The sequence below is a fragment of the Microbacterium sp. genome (genome assembly GCF_035687345.1).
Taxonomy (GTDB): Bacteria; Actinomycetota; Actinomycetes; order Actinomycetales; family Microbacteriaceae; genus Microbacterium.
Genome location: NZ_DASRXZ010000028.1, coordinates 1 through 18865, shown reverse-complemented (window position 1 = coordinate 18865; position 18865 = coordinate 1). Strand labels below are relative to the sequence as shown.

Here is an 18865-nt window from a genome sequence, read left to right as displayed (position 1 = left end):
CCACCGCCGCCGCAGGCGGTGAGACCCAGGGTCAGGACCGCGCCGATTCCGATGAGGAACGACGCTCGGGTGCGCAAAGCCTTCATGACTGCCTCCATTGCCAGTTCGAGCTCTCAAGCGAGTCGGGACGAACGAGATGCTTTCACACAATGCGTACAAACGCAACGCTGTGCGTCCATCAGTACGCAAAGCGTCCGCCTGCACTCTCATTCAGTGAGCCTGAAACTGTTTTCCGCCACGCAGAAGCGCCGCCCCGCCGGTGACGGAAGCGGCGTTCTGCGGTCGGGGAGGGGCGTCAGGCGGTCGCTGTGCGCAGGCCGTAGACCGACTCGTGCCACGGGATGAAGAAGCGCTTGAGCTCATTCACGATGAGGTACAGCACGAGCCCCAGGATCGACAGCCAGATGATGAGCGCGAACGTCATCGCGGCATCGAGCGCGTTCATGGCCGAGACGACCATGTTTCCGAGTCCGTTGTTGCCGCCGAGGTATTCGCCCACGATCGCGCCGATCGTCGCGAGCACGATGCCGACCTCCATGCCCGCGAACAGGTAGGGCTGGAGGCTGCGCATGTCGAGCTGCACGAACCGCTGCCAGGTCGTCGCGTTGAGGCTCTGCATCACCTCGCGGTGTCCTTGCTCGACCGAGCGGACCCCGAGCAGCACGTTCAGCATGATCGGGAAGAACGCGAGCAGCGCCGACAGGACGATCTTGGACGTGAGCCCGAATCCGAACCAGATGACGAACAGCGGCACGAAGGCCACCTTCGGGGCCACCTGCGCGATGACGATGAGCGGCCGCAGGCTCACCTCGAGCCACGGCAGCTTGCCGAGGACGACACCGACCACGAGGCCGACGACGACCGCGATGAGGAAGCCGATCAGGATCTCGCTCACCGTCACACCCGTCGCCGCCCAGATGCGCGGGTCGTTCAGGAGCGAGACGAACGCCGCCCACACGTCGCCCGGCGGCGGGAAGATGAACGGGTTCACGTTGAGGGCCGTGACGATGACCTGCCACGCGACGATGATCAGGACGACCAGCGAGGGCGTGACGATCCACGGCAGGAGCTTCATCATTCGCGCGCGGGACATGCTCAGTCCTCCTCGTCGATGTCGTGGCGGAGTTTGCGCACGATGTCGTTGAACTCGGGCGTCGTCTGCAGATCGACGGAACGCGGCTTGGCGAAGTCGGCCGGCAGGATCTGACGGATGCGGCCGGGCCGCGGTGTCATGTGCACGATGCGGTCCGCGAGGAACACCGCCTCGGGGATGTCGTGCGTGACGAACACGACCGTCGAGGTCGTCTCGAGCACGATGCGCTGAAGCTCGAGGTTCATGCGCTCGCGCGTGAGCGCGTCGAGCGCGCCGAACGGCTCGTCCATGAGCAGCAGCTCGGGCTCGGTCGACAGCGCGCGGGCGATCGCCGCGCGCTGGCGCATGCCGCCCGACAGTTCACGCGGATAGGACTTCTCGAATCCGCCGAGGCCCACGAGCTCCGCGAGCTCGGTCGCGCGCCGGCGGCGCTCCTTCTTGCCGACGCCCCGCAGCTTCATCGGAAGCGCGATGTTGTCGAGCACCGAGAACCACGGGAACAGGTTGCTCTCCTGGAAGACGAAGCCCAGCTTCGTGATCGCGTTCGAGTCCACCTGACCGTTGCCGCGCCACAGCGGGCGGCCGTCGACCTCGATCGACCCGGCCGTCGGGGCGAGAAGGCCGCCGATCATGCGGAGGAGCGTGGTCTTGCCGCATCCGGATCGTCCGATCAGAGCGACGAACTCGCCGCGCTGGATCGTCAGGTCGATGCCGGAGACGGCGTGGGTGACGCCGGACCGGGTGTGGAAGTCGCGGCCGATTCCCTCGATCCGCAGGCGCGGGACCTCGGTGCTCGCCGTCACGGGCGTCACCTCCTGCACCAGTGCCTCATTGCTCATGCTTCACTGCCTTGCCTCGTTGGGAGAGGCGGCCCGTCGGCGTGGCGCGTCGGGGCCGCCTCCTCTGCCTTTCGCCCGTCAGGGCAGGTAGTCGTTCGTGATCCAGTCGGTCGGGTCCTGCCCGCCCTCGACCAGTCCCGACTTCTCGTAGATCTCGTAGGCCTCGACCCAGCCGTCCAGGTCGTTCTCGAGGAGGCCCAGTTCGCCGTCGGGGTCGACCCAGGTCTGCGTCGTGTAGACCTCGAGGGCCTGCGTCGCGATCGAGTCGTCCTCGAGCGCGGGGAACTCGAAGTCACCGCTGTCGCGGAGGGTCTGCAGCACGTTCGCGAAGTCGTTCTCGGCATCGTCGATGACGGCCTGCGTCGCCTCCTTGATCGCGGCGAGGAAGCGCTCGATCTGGTCGAGCTTCTCGGGGTCTTCGAGATTGGACTGCGTCGTGATCCACGTCTGGATGTCCGGAGCGTCAGCCAGACCGGCATCCGTGATCACGGCGTCCTCGTTCTGCGCGCCGAGCGCGATCGAGGTGTCGAGGCTCACGATGTAGCCGGCGAGCTGGCCCTGCTTCACGAGCTCGTACGTGGCGCCCGTAACCGGCACCGCCTGGCGCGTGACCTCCTCGCGCGGCACGTCGCCGGCGTCGAGCGCGAGGTTCAGCATCTTCTCGCTCGTGCCGCCGATCGAGCCCATGCCGATCGTCTCGCCCACCATGTCGTCGACGTTCTCGACGGGCTTGTCCTCGGTCGAGACCACGCGGAGGTTGGACTTGTGCGCCATCGTTCCGATGGACACGATCGGCTGCCCCTGCTCCATGCCGGGGAAGACGTCGACCGTGCTCGCGCGAGTGATCGGGGTCGCGCCGCCGAGCAGCGTCTGGATCGCCGCCGCGGTGCCCTGCACCGGCTGCAGCTGCACGTCGAGGCCGTGCTTCTCGAAGTAGCCGCCGGCGTACGCGTACATCTCGGGGGTGAAGGTGAACGACTCGAGCGGCAGGAAGGTGACGACCACCATCTTCTGCAGCTTCTCGCCGCCGCCCTCCGCATCGCCGCCGGAGCCCGGCGTGGCGGTGTTGCCGGCGCACGCCGTGAGGGCGAGGGCGCCGGCGGCGATCAGCGACGCCGCGGCACGGAGCATTCCACGTGCCTTGCGTGGCCGATCGACCCGGGGGGAGATCGATGAACTCATGTCTGACTCCTGTGTCTGAACCATGTGACCGCGGCTTCGCGGACGGTGTTCCAGGGTGTTCGAGATGCGGATCCCTATCAACGTAGGGTTCCATTCTTCGAAAACCCTTTATCGTGAGAGAACCGTCACGATCCCGCGGTCCCCGTCGACCCGCACGAGGTCGCCCGTGCGGATCGTCGAGACCGGATCGGGCGCCGCACCCACCACCGTCGGTATGCGCGTGACGATCGCGCCGAGCGCCGCCTTCGTGGTCATGACGTTGAACACGAAGGCGGCGGGCGCGGTGCCGAGCAGCCGCGTGCTCTGGAAGAACCCCGACCACCCCGACGAGCCCTTCGCACCCGGGAACACGAGCACCTTCCCCGTGAAGCACACCCCGAACAGCTCGTGCCGAGGCTCGATCACGGTGCCCGTCGCGACGTCGATGCCGCCGAAGCCCGAGATCGTCTCGGACGTGACGAGTGCCTCGGCCTCGACGACGCCGGGCACGATGCCCCTGCCGTGGAATTCGAGCGTTCCCGTCATGCTGCGAGCTCTCCGCGCCATTTCCCCGTGAGTGCGGCCGAGACGCACTCCTCGAGCGTCCCGAACCACGCCTCGATGCCGAGGATCGCCGGAAGGTAGTGCGCCTGCTTCGCCGAGTCGGTCGCGAACACCCGCACGCCGTCGGGGGCCGCTTTCGACATCGCGGGGCACGAGTCGGTGAGGAGCTTTCCGCCCGCGCGCTCGATCGCCTCCGTGTAGCCGTTGCGGTCGGCCATGATGCGCAGCGCGCGCGGCGTCATGACCCACAGCTCCGTCCCGTCGCGCAGGCGCTTGCCGTCGAGCAGCCGCGCGATCTCGGCGATCTGGTCGAGCGACGCGTGCGGGCACCCGAGCAGGATGAAGTCCACGTCGTCCGAGTCGCCCTGCGAGTTGAGGGTCTCGTAGACGGCTCTGCGCTCGGCGGGGCCGTAGGTCGCGGCATCCGGGATCGCCCGTCCGCCGAAGGCGGCCTCGAGGCTCGGCGCCTCGGGCGTGATGCCCGGGATGTGGTAGATCTCCACGCCACCCGACGTCGCGGTCGCCGCGCCGAAGTGCTTGAGGTTCGCGAGGTCGGGCTGCGCGAGCGCTCCGATCACCGCGGGCCTCTCCTCTTCGACCTGCCCGCCCACGAAGTAGCCGAACATGCCCCAGTCCTGGAACGACTCGACGGGAACGTCGGCGCGCACGAGACGGTTCGCGAAGCGGTTCTCGGGCACGTGGTTGCCCCAGTACGGGATCTTGCCCGTGAGGCCCGCGGCACCCGTCGACGCGGCGCCCTCGCAGTTCGTGCGGGCGCCCAGCACCGAGTTGCAGTAGACCACCGCCGACGACTCCATCCACGCGCAGTGCTCGTTGCGCACGGGAAGGTTCCCCACCTGGTACGGCGTGCAGGTCGCGAGGATGTTCACACCTCGCTCGCTGAAGTACGACTCCGCGCTCCCCTGCAGCTCGATGTTCGAGACCGAGTACTTCGAGAGGCCCGCGGCGTCGTCCGAGAAGCCGTGCTGCAGCTGGCACGTCGGCACGCGCATCCGCGGCACGTCGATGTCGTCGTCGCAGTCGAGGTTGATGACCGCGAAGGCCTTGGCCCACCCGCCTTCTTCGACGAGCTTCGCCTTCGCGGGCGAGGGCTGGGTCATGGTGCCGGCGACGTTGCGCGTATCGCACAGTCGCTCGGCGCCGAGGGCTTCGCCGTAGCGGATGAGCAGGTCCATCGCGGCGGCGACGGCATCGCCCTCCGCGCCGTCGCGCATGCGCTTCTCCTCGTCGGTGAGGTGCATGTCTCCTCCCGGGACTCCGGTGTCTTGCGGCAGAAAGCGAAGCGGGGCGACCGGTGTTCCGGTCGCCCCGCCTGCTCGGTCAGTGGTCGGTCGCGGGAAGGACCACGTGATCGAGCGTGTACGGCGTCGGCTCGAGGGCGGACGCCATGATCGCCTCCATGACGGGCAGCGGCACGAGGCAGTCCGCGCACGCGCCATCGGTGGCGTCGATCGTGACGACGATGCGGTCGCCTTCACTCGGCTCCCACCGCAGCAGGTAGCCGTCGGCGCCCATCATGTCGCGGAACTCCTTGAGTGCCGCGTCGACGTCGATGACCGCGGTCTCATCGGTCATGAGCGTGCTCCGATCCTGCTGATCGAGTAGGGGTGCAGCCGCGGCGGGTTGAGCGTGAAGATCTCGACCACCGACGAGACGCCGGCGTTGTTCGCTCCCGCCACGATGATCTGGATCGACGTCGGCGCGCTCATCAGGGGGACGACGTCGGGGTTGTCGCCGCCCGAGGTCGTGTCGGGCATCGAGTCGGGGTGGTCGGCCGACAGGCGCCACCGCGACTTGCGCGAGATCGCGTCCTTGCCCACCGCCGCGAGGTCGGCGCGGCTGCGCACGACGCGCGAGAACACCGCCTGGCGGACGTCCTCCTTGCTCCAGCCGGCGTCGGCGAACACGGCCGCATGCTCGGGCACGAGCACGAGCAGCGCACTCGTGTACTCGTGGATGAGCGCGCCGGTGCGACGGATGCTGTCGGCGAAGTCCTCCGCGAGCTGCTCGGGCTCCATCGTGTGACGGGCCTCGATGTGCATGACCGAGCGGATGACGTAGGCGGTGACGGTGCTGTCGGATGCCTCGAACCCGTTGTCGACGTGGAACGGCGCCCACGGGCTCTGCTCCTCGTTCTCGCCGATGCACGCCGAGTACTTCGCGGGCGTGCCCTGCGTGGCCTGGTCGAGCTTGTGCGGGTGGAGCCCGAAGACGTTGATGCAGGCGAGGCGGATCGCCCGGCCGATCGTCGCGTTGGCGCGGAAGCCCGACCCGTAGATGTTGCCCTGGCTGTTCAGGCCGATCTCGTCGCGGATCGGGCCGTTCACCACGAGGAACGGCGCCGTCCCGGTCGTGGACTGCCAGATGCCGCGCGCGGGGTGCGGCTCCTTCGCGATCGACTCCCACGCGGCGATGACGACGGGGACGTACTCGGGGCGGCATCCGGCCAATGCCGCGTTGATGAGCGCGAGGCGCACCGTGAGGCTGCGGTTCAGGTGCGGGATGTGGAAGAGCACTTCGTCGGGCTCGCGGTCGGTCGCCGCGAGGAACTCCGCGAGATACGACTCGGTCACCGGCACGACGGGAAGGCCGTCGGTCCACTCCTGGGCCGCGTAGTACTCCAGCGCCTCGTGGATGCGCTCCACGTCGACCTGGGGCGCGCTCTCGATGGTCATGCTCATGTCATTCCTCCACACCGAGGATGCGAACGACCTCGGGAATCGCCGCGAGCGCACGCTCGCGGATCTCGTCGGCACTCAGGCTCGCCACGGGGTGCTTCACCGCGAAGAAGTCGAAGCCGGGGAACCCCTGCACCTTGGCCATCGCGCGGCCCGACGCGAAGAACGAGTCCGACGTGATGCTCACGGTCGGAACGCCCGCGCGCTCGAGCAGGATGCCGTCGGCGACGGTCGCGGCGCTGCACGACCCGCAGTCGCCCACGGCGGTCACGACGACGTCGACCTCCTCGGCGATCTGCGCGATCAGGTCGTCGGCGGCCGGCGTGCCGAAGTAGTCCTTCGTGTACAGGCGCGTCTCACCGGCGCCGTAACTGCGCTGCAGCTCCTCGCCGATCTCGCGAAGCAGGTTGGTCGCGTTCGGCTTGGTGTTGTCGAGCAACCCGATCGTGAGGCCTCGCAGGCTCGCCGGACGCGGCGAGAGCGTCGAGTCGGCGTCGCGCTCGTCCATTCCCGTCGGGTCGAGCAGGAGTTCTTGAACCATTCGAATACCCTTCATCGCGGTTCCCGTGGTGGCGCGATCAATCTGCCACGGGCCCGGCGGACGGATGCATCCGGATTTCACCATGCGAAAAAATCCGTTCCCGCCGCGCTCACTCCGCGAGAAGATCCGGGAGGCTGGAACGACACCGGCCGCAGTCCGCACTGGCCGCCCGCGAAGGAGCGAATGCATGACGGTTCCGCACTACAGCGACCTCTGGCGGGGGATCGCGAAGGCCGCACCCGACCGGCCCGCGATCGTCACGCGCGACCGCCGACTCACGTGGGCGGAGTTCGCCCGTGAGTCCGGGGCGTTCGCGCGTCACCTCACCGAGGTGTCGGGGCTGCGCCCGCACGACGCGGTCGCCCTGCTGCTGTACAACCGTCCCGAGCACCTCACCGTAATGTGGGGCTGCCTCGCGATCGGCGTCGCGCCGGTCGCGATCAACTACCGGTACCGGGCGTCCGAGGTGCGAGCGCTCCTCATCGACTCGGATGCGCGCGTGCTCGTCGTGCCGACCTCGCTCGGTGCGATCGGGGTCGAGGCCGCGGAGGGCCTCGACATCGAGGTCGTCACGGTCGACGACGGCGGCGAGGAAATGCCGGGTGCGACGCGCTACGCCGACATCGTCGCGGCGGGCGGCGAGCTCCCCGAGCGGGCGCCCCGGGGCGCCGACCTGCGCCTGTACACGGGCGGCACGACCGGCGCCCCGAAGGCCGTCGTGTGGGATCTCGACACGCTGCTCGCCGCACGCCGCCAGTCGACGTGGGGCATCATCGGCGTCACGCCGCCCGAGAGCCTCGACGAGGCGGTGGCGATCGCGGTCGACCCGGAGACCCCTCGGGTGACCACGCTCCCGCTGAGCCCGCTCCTGCACGGCACGGCGCAGTCCACCACGATGGGCACGCTCGCCCTCGGCGGCACGATCGCGCTTCTCCCCCAGGCGAGCCTCGACATCGAGGCCGCCTACCGCCTCGCGATGGACGTGAAGGCGACGCGACTCATCGTCGCGGGCGACGCCGTCGCACTGCCCCTCGTCGAGGTCGCCGAGCGCGAGGCGGGGCTCCCTCACGTCGACTCGATCCTCAGCTCGGGCATGAGGTTCAGCGACGACGTCAAGCGCAGGCTGCACAGGCTCGGCGACCTGCAGATCGTCGATCTGCTCGCCTCGAGCGAGGGCGGACCGTTCGCCTTCGGCATCACGAAGCATGCCGACGACCTCCCCGCCCGCTTCGTGCTCACGCCCGACGCGGTGCTGCTCGACGAGGACTTCAAGGAGATCACCGTCGAGCCCGGCGCCCTCGGACTGCTCGCGTACCGGGGAATCCTCCCGCGCGGCTACTACCGCGACCCCGAGAAGACAGCGAAGACGTTCCGTGAGATCCGCGGCCACCGCTACGTCATCCCGGGCGACTGGGCCCGCGCGCGCGGCGACGGCACGATCGAGCTGCTCGGCCGCCTCGCGGCGGTGGTCAACACGGGCGGCGAGAAGGTGTTCCCCGCCGAGGTCGAGGAGGTGCTGCTGGCGCATCCGGATGTGGACGACGCCGTCGTGTTCGGCCTGCCCGACCGTCGTTTCGGCGAAGTGGTGTCGGCGATGATCGCACCCGCCTCGGGCGCCGAGATCGACGTGCCCGCGCTGCTCGCGTTCGTCGACGAGCGCCTCGCCGGGTACAAGAAGCCGCGGCACGTGTTCGTGCGCCCGAGTCTCGAGCGCTCCCCCACCGGCAAGGTGGTGCTCGAGAAGGTGAAGGCGGATGCCACGGCCGAGCTCGAACGCCGCGCGAGGCTCGCCGCGGCCGGCTGAGGATTCTCGCGGAACGAGGGCTTCTCGCGGAACGAGGGCTTCTGGGGCCCGGATCCCCTCGCCTCGCGACATCCCCTCGCCTTGCGACGGCCTCCGCGGCGGCAACCGCTCAGTCGAGGTGCCGGATCCGCTCCCACAGCTCGTCCCACGGCGCCTCGGGCCCCGTGCACACCGTGAGCGGTGCGCCTTCCTCCTCGTTGTCGACCCCGACCCCGTTGTCGAGCGTGCCGACGACGTCGCAGCGCTCGAAGATGCGGTCCATCCACCGCCCCTGCCAGCCGACGACGAGGACCGTCTCGACGTCGTCCGGGGGCGGTCCGAGGTCGCCGAGCGCGTTGTGCCCGCTGTAGACGGGCGGCAGGTCGACGCCGAAGCGGTCCAGCGCGCCGGCCTCTCCGTAGTTGGACGTGATGATCGCGTCGACGGATGCCGCGGCATCCGTCACCTGTTCGGTGTACCGCTCCCAGCCCACCTGATCCGCGACGGCCGAGTTGATCGACGCCACCCCGACCTCTCCCGCGACGCGCACGGGCAGGACGGGCAGCGCCGCGACGGCGCACGTGAGCGCGTTCACCGCGAGCAGCGCGAAGACGAGAATGCGCCGCGCGCGGGTGCGACACCACTCCGCGACGAGCACCGACCCGATCGCGGTCAGCACCGCGAGCACTCCGGCGGTGTAGTAGAACTGCGCTCCGGCGACGAAGACGAACACGACCACGACGACGAAGGTCACGACGAGGAACCGCAGGCGTCGCCACGCCGGCTGGCGGAAGACGCCGATGAGGGCCGTCACCCAGAAGACCGCCAGCACGGGGCCGACGAGCAGGATGAGCATCGGCCACATGAGGATGCGCACCTCGTCGGCGTTGTTCTCGCTCAGGGCCGCGCCCATCGCGAGCTGCGGCCACCCGTGCGTGATCTGGTAGACGGCGTTGGGCACGGCGAGCAGCCCCGCAAGGGCGACGCCACCCCACAGCCAGGCCGACGCGAACCAGCGCCGCGGGCCGAAGATCGCGAGGCCCGCGGCGATCCCCACCATGAGGATCACGATGAGCAGCTTGTTGAACGTGCTCGCGCCGACGACCGCGCCGGCCGCGAGCCACCACCGTCCGTCGTCGCGCAGCACCGCGCGGATCGCGAACAGCAGGGCCGCAGGCCACACCACGAGGTCGAGACTCGCGGTCAGCAGCAGGTGACCGAACATGAGCGTGAGCGTCGCGCCCGCCATGCCCCACGCCGTCAGCGCCTGCGCGAGGCGCCCGCCGCCGACTTCACGCGCGACGAGCGCGAGAAGAAGGACGGATGCCACGGCGAACAGCAACGGGAACACGCGCAGCGCGGTCACCGAGTCGCCGAACAGCGCGATCGACACGCGGGCGATGAGCGGCGTCAGCGGCGGCTGGTCGGTGTAGCCCCACGCCGGTTCGAGCATGCGGAAGTACAGCTCGTCGCGGTGGTAGCCGTATTGCGACGACGTGAGCGCGAGCACGACGGCGAGCGCCACCATCGCCGCGACGACGGGGGCTGTGGCGAGGCGCGGCCGCGCCACGGTTCGCGGTTCGTCGAGGGCGGTCACGACGCCACGCTATCGAGACGCGCGGACGCTCTCATCCGCGAGCTGCGGATGCGGCATCCGTGTCAGCCCGCGGCGTCGACGTAGCCCGCTTCGCGCAGCGCGCGCGAGATGCCGTTCGCGGTGATGCGCACGAGGTGCACCATGTTCTTGCCGTCGACGTCGGCCTCGGTGAGGGCGAGCGACACGGCGGCGACGACGTGCCCCTCGGTGCCCCACACCGGTGCGGCGACGCCGATGTGGATGAGGTCGACCTGCCGATCGCTCACCGCGAAGCCCTGGCGGCGGATGTCGTCCAGCGCCTTCTCGAGGTCTTCGCGGCGGGTGTAGGTGTTCGTCGTGAAGGCCTCGAGCGGGCCGCTCAGCACCTCTTCGCGGATGTCGTCGGGCGCGTGCGCGAGCAGCACCTGCCCGATCGCGGTCGCGTGCAGCGGGTACCGCCCGCCCACGAGCGGCCGCCTCACGCGCCGCCGCGGGCTCTGGAACCGGTCGATCGACACGAGCTCGGTGCCCTCGCGGATCGCGAGGTGCGATGCGTATCCGGTGGTCTCGTAGAGGTCCTGCATGAAGGGTCGCGCGAGGCGCTGCAGCCCCACCGACCGCGGCGCGAGCGATGCGACCTCCCACAGCCGCAGGCCGATGCGGTAGCGGCTCTCGCCGTCGCGTTCGAGGGCACCCCACTCGGCGAGGCGCTGCACGATCCGGTAGCACGTCGCGATGGGGAGGCCCGTGCGGCGGCTGATGTCGGAGAGCGACTGGCGCACCCGGCCGCCCTGGAACGTGCCGAGGATCAGGAACGCGCGGTCGATGACCGACTTGGGCAGCTCGGATGCCGCATCCGCGGTCTCTTCGCCCTCGGGAGCATCATCGTCGATTCGCTCGGCCACCCGACGATTATCGCCCAGCGGAAAGGGTGGGTGGCGCGTGCGGATGGCCGAGCGAACGTGACCGATGCTCCCCGGGGCCGGAGCGTCAGGCGACGGCGAGGATGCCGAGTGCGAGCACGAGGGCACCGGCGAGCGCGAGGCCGAGCTCGGTCAGGACGAGGTGCGTCTTGCCGAACTTCACCGCGAGCATGTTGGTGAGCGAGTGCGCCGGGATCGTGGCGAGCACGAGCCACGGCTGCGCGAACAGCAGCAGCGTGAAGCCGAGGTGCAGTGCTGTCGCGCTCAGGCGCTCGAGCAGCGACCACAGCGGGTTCTGCGTCTTGAGCATGCCCTGCGACTCGAGGAGCTCCCGCGCCTCGATGGACTTCGGGTCGTCCTTGGTCATGAGCCCGGCGATCGCGAGGACGTTCACGGCGATGATGACGACTTCGATGGTCGCCCAGCCGTAGCCGAACCACGCCGCCTCCTGCACCGCGTGGACGGTCAGCAGCACGAGGATGACCCGCACGATCTCCTCCGCGGGCCCCGAGAACCAGCCGACGAGACGCGCCGTCGCGTCCTGGCTCAGACGACGGCTCGCGATCAGTGCGACCGGCTGCCGCAGCACGAGGGCGGCGAGCCATCCGCCGGCGCCGATGAGCATCGGCCACAGCAGGGGTGCGCCGGTGACGGCGAGCATCACCGCGAGCGCGGCGATCGGCGCGGGCACGAGGGCGAGCGCCGTGAGACGGATGCGGGCTGCCTGCTGCTGCGGAGCGAGGACGGCGGTCATTCGGGATCTCCTGTCTTTCGGTCGACCGGGATCGTCACGGTCGAGATCAAGCGGGGTGTTCGGTCGGGTGTCAGGTCGTTGTCGGCGCGCGCGGCGATCGCCGCCCGGATCTCCGTCAGCAGGTCTCGGAGCTCGTCGTCGGTGAGGTGGAGCACGACCTCGCGATAGCCGACGCCGTCCTTCGCGAGGTCCACGGTCGGCCGCTGCAGGTACCGGCCGAACTCGTCGAGCAGACCGCCGATGTACGTCGCGAAGTATCGGAAGTGGTCTTCGGGGGTGGCCTGCTCGAACGCCTCCTGCGAGAGGATCGCCTGCGAGCCGATCGCGTACGTGCGCTCGGCGGTGCCCCGAACCTTCCGCTCCGAGACGACGGCGATGATCCCCGCGTCCAGGAGAAGCCCGAGGTGGCGGTACAGCGTGGCCTGCGGGATGTCGCTCACCCGTTCGGCGAGCTCCTTCGTCGTGAGCTGCACGCCCGCCAGCGCCCGCACGATCGCGAGACGCTGCGGATGCAGCAGCACGTCGGCTGCGCGCTCATTTGTTCCCATAGTTTGGAATGTTATCAGATTCGATAATCAAACGCGAGCACGCGCGACTGACCGCCATGTGTCCCACTGTCCAGTCAAGCGCCTGGTGTACGCCGGGGTCCCGGGGCATGCTCGAACCATGAGCACACCGGACTGGGTCACGCATCCCGAGCTCGTCGCATGGGTGGAGAAGATGGCCGAACTCTGCACGCCTGCCGACATCCACTGGTGCGACGGGTCGGAGGAGGAGTACGACCGCCTCTGCGAGGAGCTCGTCGAGGCCGGGACGTTCATCCGGCTCAATCCTGAGAAGCGCCCGCGCAGCTTCCTCGCGCGCAGCGACGAGAGCGATGTCGCGCGCGTGGAGGAGCGCACGTTCATCTGCGCACGCAGCGAGGACGACGCCGGGCCCACCAACAACTGGATGGAGCCGAAGAAGATGAAGGGGATCCTCCGCGACCTCTTCAGCGGGTCGATGGCGGGCCGCACGATGTACGTGGTCCCGTTCAGCATGGGCCCGATCGGCTCACCCATCGCGCAGCTCGGCGTGCAGATCACGGACTCGCCGTACGTGGTCGTGAGCATGAAGATCATGACCCGCATGGGTCGCGCCGCCGCCGAAGCGCTCGGGACCGAAGGCGAGTTCGTGCCGTGCATGCACACAGTCGGCGCCCCGTTGAAAGAGGGTGAAGCGGATGTCCCGTGGCCCTGCAATCCTGACGAGAAGTACATCGCGCATTTCCCCGAGACGCGCGAGATCTGGTCGTACGGGTCGGGCTACGGCGGCAACGCGCTGCTCGGCAAGAAGTGCCTCGCCCTGCGCATCGCGTCGACGATGGCCCGCGATGACGGGTGGCTCGCCGAGCACATGCTCATCCTGGGCGTGACCGATCCCGAGGGCGAGAAGACGTATGTCGCGGCCGCCTTCCCGAGCGCGTGCGGCAAGACGAACTTCGCGATGCTCGTCCCTCCGAAAGCGATCGCCGAGAAGGGGTGGAAGGTCACGACGGTCGGCGACGACATCGCCTGGATCAAGCCGCGCGAGGACGGAACGCTCGTCGCGATCAACCCCGAGGCGGGATACTTCGGCGTGGCTCCCGGCACGTCGTACTCGACGAACCCGAACGCGATGGAGTCGATGCGCTCCGACACGATCTTCACGAACGTCGCCCTCACCGACGACGGCGACGTCTGGTGGGAGGGCATGGACGGCCCGCCGCCCGCCCACGCGATCGACTGGCAGGGGAACGACTGGACACCCGAGTCGGGCACGAAGGCGGCGCATCCGAACTCTCGCTTCACCTCACCCGCGGCACTGAACCCGGCGCTCGACGAAGCGTGGGACGACCCGCAGGGCGTGCCGTTGCGCGCGTTCATCTTCGGTGGTCGCCGCGCCGGCACGATCCCGCTCGTGGTGCAGAGCTTCAACTGGGCGTTCGGCGTGTACATGGCCGCCACGATGGGCTCCGAGACGACCGCGGCCGCGTTCGGCAAGCAGGGAGTGGTGCGCCGCGACCCGTTCGCGATGCTGCCGTTCGCCGGCTATCACATGGGCGACTACATCAACCATTGGCTCGCGCTGGGGCGGAAGGTGCGCAACGCACCGCGCATCTTCGAGGTGAACTGGTTCCGCCGCGACGCCGACGGCGACTTCCTGTGGCCCGGGTTCGGCGAGAACATGCGCATCCTGCAGTGGATCGTCGCGCGCTCGCGCGGCAAGGCGATGGCGATCGAGAGCCCCCTCGGGTGGATGCCCCGTTACGAGGACATCGACTGGGACGGCCTCGACTTCTCGGAGGAGGACTTCTTCGCGTGCATGGCGATCAACCGCCGCGACTGGACCGCCGAGCTGCTCGACGTCGAAGAGCTCTTCATGAAGCTCTACACGCGTCTGCCGAAGGAGATGGAGATGATCCGCTCCCTCACGACGAGCGCGCTGTGGCGCTCGCCGAAGCAGTGGGAGATGAACTACGACCCGACGTGACCCGCAGCCGCCCGGCGGTCAATCCTCGAGCGGGATGCTCCGGTCGGGGATGTGCGCCGACGTGCCGGCGTCGTCCAGCACCAGGGCGAGCGCGCGACGCGTCGCCGCGAGCAACTCGTCGCCGACGATCGACCGCACGCGCTCCTCGAACTGAGCCCGTGCGCGCCTCGCGGCGTCGATGACCTCGCGTCCGGCATCCGTCAGCCCGACGATCCGCGCGCGACGATCGTCGGGCGACACGCGTCGCGACACCAGGCCGAGCCGCTCGAGCTCGGCGACGTGCTTCGACGCGCCCTGCTGGGTGATGCGCAGGTCGACGGCCAGCGCCGTGATCGTCTGGTCCCCCGCGAGCAGCCGCTGGAACACGTACCCGTGCGCGCGCGTCACCTCGTATCCCCGGGCGCGCACCGCCTCGACGACGGCCCGCTCGACGAGCGACCCGGCGAGCGACAGGAGGGTGGCGGTGTCGAGGTCGTCTGCAGAGACGGGGGCGTCCGTCGACGTCATGTTCCTAGATTACACAACTATGGTTGTGCAATACTGACGACATGACCACAGAGCGGATGCTGCAACAGCGCACCGACGTCGAAGAGGTCGTGCGCCGCTACTACCGGATCGTGTCGGACCTGTCCTCCACCGAGGAGGACCTGCGCTCCGTGCTCGCGCCCGACGTCGTGATCGTCGAACACCCGAACGCCCTCGTCCCCACCGGTGCGACGCGCGACCTCGCGCAGACGATCGAGGGATTCGGCCGGGGCAAAGCGCTGCTGCGCGAGCAGGAGTTCGCGGTGCACGACGTCCTCGTCGACGGCGAGCGCGCGGCGGCTCGGGCGACGTGGCGGGGGGTGATCGGGGCATCCGCCGGCCCGTTCCGCGAAGGCCAGGAGCTCATCGCCCACGTCGCAGCGATGCTCACCGTGCACGACGGCGCGATCGTGCGCCACGAGACGTACGACTGCTACGCGCCGTTCACCTCTGCCCCGGCGTGAAGGGCGACGGCCTCACCAGCCTGACCATCCCGCGCGACGCTGGTCGGTCGGCTCGTTGAACTGATCGTTCGGACGGTCACCGGGCTCGTCGGCGCGGGATCGCCGGGTCTCGTACGTCTCGCGCTCGGGGCGGAACCACCGGGCGATCCTCTGCCGGATCGAAGCCTTCTCGGCCATCGCGACTCCCGTCGTGTGTTCCCCGAAACCTACGGGCAGGCGGGCCCCGCCCACAACGTCGACGGCGTGTCCCCGGTACGTGCGACGATCCGCACAGGCGGATCGGCAGGAGGAGACGGATGCGGGGCGAGGCGACCGTGCTGCACGCCGACCTCGACGCGTTCTACGCCTCGGTCGAGCAACGCGATGCGCCGGAATTGCGCGGGCGGCCCGTCATCGTCGGCGGCGGTGTGGTGCTCGCCGCGAGTTACGAGGCGAAGCGGCGCGGCGTGCGCACCGCGATGGGCGGACGACAAGCGCTGGAGCTGTGTCCGGATGCGGTCGTCGTCCCACCTCGCATGGAGGCGTACTCCGCCGCCAGCAAGGCCGTGTACGAGATCTTCCGCGACACGACTCCGCTCGTCGAAGGGCTGTCGATCGACGAGGCGTTCCTCGAGGTCGGCGGACTGCGACGGATCGCCGGAACGCCCGAGCAGATCGCCGTGGGCCTGCGCCGGCGGGTGCGCGCGGAAGTGGGCCTCCCGATCTCGGTCGGGATCGCGCGGACCAAGTTCCTCGCGAAGGTCGCGAGCGCCGTGAGCAAGCCGGACGGCCCGCTCGTGGTCGAGCCCGAGCATGAGGAGGCGTTCCTGCTGCCGCTTCCGGTGGAGCGGCTGTGGGGCGTGGGTGCGGTCACCGCCGACAAGCTGCACCGCCTCGGCATCCGCACCGTCGGTCAGCTCGCGGAGCTCGAGGCCGCGACTGCCGAGCGCCTCTTGGGGAAGGCTGCCGGCGCGCACCTCCACGCGCTCGCCCGCCTTCGCGATCCGCGCCCCGTCGACACGACGCGGCGCCGCGGGTCGATCGGCTCGCAACGCGCGCTCGGCACCCGCCCGCGCACACCCGAGGAGCTGGATCTCTTCCTCACGCAGATCGTCGACCGGCTCGCACGACGGCTGCGCGACCGCGACAGGGTGTGCCGCACCGTCGTGCTGCGCCTGCGCTACGGCGACTTCGCGAAGGCGACCCGGTCACGCACACTGCGCGCTCCGACCGACCGAACCGCGGTGCTGCTCATGGTCGCGCGAGGACTGCTCGACGCGGCGCTGCCGGTGATCGCGGAGCGCGGCATCACCCTCATCGGCGTCTCGCTGTCGCAGTTGGGCCGCCTCGACAGCACTCAGCCGGAACTGCCGATCGACTGGGACGACGGGCTCCGCCTCGACACCGTGCTCGACGCGGTGCGCGACAAGTTCGGGGCGACCTCGGTCGCCCGTGCGGCGCAACTCGGCCGCGACCCCGGCTGGTCGACGCCGGTGCTGCCCGAGCACGAGTGACCGGGCAGCCGCCGGGGTCAGCCCTCGAGGACGAGCTTGAGCTGCTCGACCGCCCAGTCCAGCTCCGTGGCCCGCACCACGAGCGGGGGCGCGATGCGGATCGTCTGGCCGTGCGTGTCCTTCACGAGCACGCCGCGCGCCAGCATCCGCTCCGCCACCTCGCGGCCCGTGCCGACCGACGGATCGATGTCGATGCCCGCCCACAGGCCCGCGATGCGGAAGCCCGTGACGCCGTGACCGACGAGCTCCTCGAGGCGCGCCTCCAGGTGCTCGCCCAGCGCGGCCGCGCGGCGCTGGAACTCGCCCGTCGACAGCATCTCGACGACGCGCTCCCCGACCGCGGCCGCGAGCGGGTTGCCGCCGAAGGTCGAGCCATGCTCGCCCGGCTGGATCACGCCGAGCACATCCGCGTTCGCCACGACCGCCGACAGAGGCAGGATCCCGCCGCCGAGCGCCTTGCCGAGCAGGTAGATGTCGGGCACGACGCCCTCGCGGTCGCACGCGAACGTCTCGCCCACGCGGCCGAGACCGGACTGGATCTCATCCGCGATGAACAGCACGTTGTGGCGTGTGCAGATCTCGCGCACCTCGCGCAGGTAGCCCTCGGGCGGGATGACGACGCCGGCCTCACCCTGGATCGGCTCGATGAGCACCGCGGCGGTCTCGGGCGTGATGGCCGCCTCGATCGCGGATGCGTCGCCGAACGCGACCGACACGAATCCCGGCGCGTACGGGCCGAAGTCGTCGTGCGCCTGCGGGTCGTCGCTGAAGCCGACGATCGTCGTGGTGCGGCCGTGGAAGTTGCCGTTCGCGACGACGATGGTCGCGGCATCCGGTGCGATTCCCTTCACGCGGTAGCCCCACGCGCGCGCCACCTTGATGCCGGTCTCGACAGCCTCGGCGCCCGTGTTCATCGGGAGCACCAGGTCCTTGCCGCACAGCTTCGCGAGCGCGGCGGCGAAGGTTCCGAGGCGGTCGTTGTGGTACGCCCGGCTCGTGAGCGTGAGCCGGTCGAGCTGTTCGCGCGCGGCGGCGACGATGGCCGGATGCCGGTGCCCGAAGTTCAGCGCCGAGTACGCCGACAGCAGGTCGAGGTAGCGCTTGCCCTCGACATCCGTCACCCACGCGCCCTCGCCCCGCGAGATGACCACGGGGAGCGGGTGATAGTTGTGCGCGACGTGCTGCTCTTCCGCGCCGATGATGCGCATCGTGCCGGTGTCGAGCGTCACCCGGTCACTGAGCTTGTCGGCCCGGTCACTGAGCTTGTCGAAGTGTGCGGACATGACCGCTCCCGTCATCGTCGCAGCTCGAGCGTGCAGCACTTGATGCCGCCGCCGCCCAGGAGCAGTTCGGACAGGTCGACGAGCACCGGGTTGTACCCGCGCTCGCGCAGCTGTGCCTCGAAGCCCTTGGCACGCGGCGAGATGAACACGTTCAGGCCGTCGCTCGCCGAGTTGAGCCCGAACACGGCGCCGTCCGCGTCGTCGACGAGGATCGCCTCGGGGTAGCGCTCGGCGAGGATCGCCTGGCTGCGCTCGTCGAACGCGCTCGGCAGGTAGGCGATGTTCGCACGCTCGACGCCGCCCGGGCCCTGAACAGGGTCGAGCACCGAGATCGCGGTGTCGAGGTGATAGAAGCGCGGGTCGACCAGGTTGAGCGAGACGACCTCCTTGTCGAAGACCTCGCCCACCTCACGGTGGCTGTCGCCCGTCGAGCGGAAGCCGGTGCCGGCGAGGATCGTGTCGCCGACGAGAAGGAAGTCACCCTCGCCCTCGTTGACCTCGCGCGGTTCGACGACCTCGAAGCCGTTCTCGCGGAACCACTCCATGAACGCGGGCGCCTCGGGCACGCGCTCCTGGAAGCGGAACTTGGCGCCGTAGGCGACGCCGTCGATCACGAAGCCGCCGTTGGCCGTGTAGACCATGTCGGGCAGGCCCGG

The 18865-nt window shown here is 69.6% G+C and carries 20 protein-coding genes; 4 read left to right on the top strand and 16 right to left on the bottom strand.

Annotation, left to right across the window (positions count from 1 at the left end):
* Positions 1–295 precede the first annotated feature (295 nt).
* The 8 genes from VFF97_RS03540 to VFF97_RS03505 all read right to left on the bottom strand — a co-directional run bounded on the left by VFF97_RS03540 (position 296) and on the right by VFF97_RS03505 (position 6897).
* Complete coding sequence (locus VFF97_RS03540) at positions 296–1093, bottom strand: ABC transporter permease (RefSeq protein WP_325032115.1); 798 nt, start codon at positions 1091–1093, stop codon at positions 296–298.
* A 2-nt stretch (positions 1094–1095) separates the two neighbouring features.
* Entirely contained in the window at positions 1096–1932 is an 837-nt protein-coding gene (locus VFF97_RS03535) for an ABC transporter ATP-binding protein (protein WP_325032114.1), read from the bottom strand.
* 78 nt (positions 1933–2010) lie between these two features.
* A complete protein-coding gene (locus tag VFF97_RS03530) occupies positions 2011–3063 on the bottom strand; it encodes an ABC transporter substrate-binding protein (RefSeq protein WP_325032113.1) in 1053 nt (350 codons plus the stop codon).
* 159 nt (positions 3064–3222) lie between these two features.
* Positions 3223–3639, bottom strand: a complete 417-nt coding sequence (locus VFF97_RS03525) for an aconitase X swivel domain-containing protein (RefSeq protein WP_325032112.1) — start codon at positions 3637–3639, stop codon at positions 3223–3225.
* Positions 3636–4919 (bottom strand): aconitase X catalytic domain-containing protein, encoded by a 1284-nt coding sequence (locus tag VFF97_RS03520; RefSeq protein ID WP_325032111.1) that lies wholly within the window; start codon positions 4917–4919, stop codon positions 3636–3638. The genes VFF97_RS03525 and VFF97_RS03520 overlap by 4 nt, the downstream gene beginning before the upstream one ends.
* Before the next feature lie 79 nt (positions 4920–4998).
* On the bottom strand, positions 4999–5253 hold the full coding sequence (locus VFF97_RS03515) for a hypothetical protein (protein ID WP_325032110.1): 255 nt from the start codon (positions 5251–5253) through the stop codon (positions 4999–5001).
* Positions 5250–6359, bottom strand: coding sequence for a hypothetical protein (locus tag VFF97_RS03510; RefSeq protein WP_325032109.1), 1110 nt, complete (start codon positions 6357–6359; stop codon positions 5250–5252). Before VFF97_RS03510 ends, VFF97_RS03515 begins: the two co-directional genes overlap by 4 nt.
* 1 nt (position 6360) lies before the next feature.
* Positions 6361–6897 (bottom strand): UGSC family (seleno)protein, encoded by a 537-nt coding sequence (locus VFF97_RS03505; RefSeq protein ID WP_325032108.1) that lies wholly within the window; start codon positions 6895–6897, stop codon positions 6361–6363.
* A gap of 187 nt (positions 6898–7084) precedes the next feature.
* On the opposite strand from VFF97_RS03505, the gene VFF97_RS03500 reads away from it, so the two are divergent.
* Positions 7085–8701, top strand: a complete 1617-nt coding sequence (locus VFF97_RS03500; RefSeq protein WP_325032107.1) for an AMP-binding protein — start codon at positions 7085–7087, stop codon at positions 8699–8701.
* Between the two features lie 109 nt (positions 8702–8810).
* Here VFF97_RS03500 and VFF97_RS03495 read toward each other — a convergent pair whose 3' ends face one another.
* The 4 genes from VFF97_RS03495 to VFF97_RS03480 all read right to left on the bottom strand — a co-directional run bounded on the left by VFF97_RS03495 (position 8811) and on the right by VFF97_RS03480 (position 12481).
* Positions 8811–10277 (bottom strand): glycosyltransferase family 39 protein, encoded by a 1467-nt coding sequence (locus VFF97_RS03495; protein WP_325032106.1) that lies wholly within the window; start codon positions 10275–10277, stop codon positions 8811–8813.
* Positions 10278–10339: 62 nt separating this feature from the next.
* Positions 10340–11161: an IclR family transcriptional regulator gene (locus VFF97_RS03490; RefSeq protein ID WP_325032105.1), complete on the bottom strand. Its 822-nt coding sequence runs from the start codon at positions 11159–11161 to the stop codon at positions 10340–10342.
* A gap of 85 nt (positions 11162–11246) precedes the next feature.
* A complete protein-coding gene (locus VFF97_RS03485; RefSeq protein ID WP_325032104.1) occupies positions 11247–11933 on the bottom strand; it encodes a hypothetical protein in 687 nt (228 codons plus the stop codon).
* A complete protein-coding gene (locus VFF97_RS03480; protein WP_325032103.1) occupies positions 11930–12481 on the bottom strand; it encodes a helix-turn-helix domain-containing protein in 552 nt (183 codons plus the stop codon). The genes VFF97_RS03485 and VFF97_RS03480 overlap by 4 nt, the downstream gene beginning before the upstream one ends.
* A 118-nt stretch (positions 12482–12599) precedes the next feature.
* Here VFF97_RS03480 and VFF97_RS03475 point away from each other — a divergent pair, with 118 nt between their 5' ends.
* Complete coding sequence (locus tag VFF97_RS03475; protein WP_325032102.1) at positions 12600–14444, top strand: phosphoenolpyruvate carboxykinase (GTP); 1845 nt, start codon at positions 12600–12602, stop codon at positions 14442–14444.
* A gap of 18 nt (positions 14445–14462) precedes the next feature.
* Here the strand turns inward: VFF97_RS03475 and VFF97_RS03470 are convergent, their stop codons facing one another.
* Positions 14463–14951, bottom strand: a complete 489-nt coding sequence (locus VFF97_RS03470) for a MarR family winged helix-turn-helix transcriptional regulator (protein WP_325032101.1) — start codon at positions 14949–14951, stop codon at positions 14463–14465.
* A gap of 41 nt (positions 14952–14992) precedes the next feature.
* On the opposite strand from VFF97_RS03470, the gene VFF97_RS03465 reads away from it, so the two are divergent.
* On the top strand, positions 14993–15433 hold the full coding sequence (locus VFF97_RS03465; RefSeq protein WP_325032100.1) for a nuclear transport factor 2 family protein: 441 nt from the start codon (positions 14993–14995) through the stop codon (positions 15431–15433).
* A gap of 12 nt (positions 15434–15445) precedes the next feature.
* On the opposite strand, the gene VFF97_RS03460 is transcribed toward VFF97_RS03465, so the two are convergent.
* Positions 15446–15610 carry a hypothetical protein gene (locus tag VFF97_RS03460; protein WP_325032099.1) on the bottom strand — a complete coding sequence of 55 codons (165 nt, stop codon included), beginning with the start codon at positions 15608–15610 and terminating at the stop codon, positions 15446–15448.
* A 119-nt stretch (positions 15611–15729) separates the two neighbouring features.
* Here VFF97_RS03460 and dinB point away from each other — a divergent pair, with 119 nt between their 5' ends.
* A complete protein-coding gene (dinB, locus tag VFF97_RS03455) occupies positions 15730–16926 on the top strand; it encodes a DNA polymerase IV (protein ID WP_325032098.1) in 1197 nt (398 codons plus the stop codon).
* Between the two features lie 17 nt (positions 16927–16943).
* Here dinB and rocD read toward each other — a convergent pair whose 3' ends face one another.
* A complete protein-coding gene (gene rocD, locus VFF97_RS03450) occupies positions 16944–18134 on the bottom strand; it encodes an ornithine--oxo-acid transaminase (RefSeq protein ID WP_325032116.1) in 1191 nt (396 codons plus the stop codon).
* Between the two features lie 86 nt (positions 18135–18220).
* Positions 18221–18865, bottom strand: a 645-nt coding sequence (gene ddaH / locus VFF97_RS03445) for a dimethylargininase (protein WP_325032097.1), incomplete at its 5' end; no start/stop codon positions are given.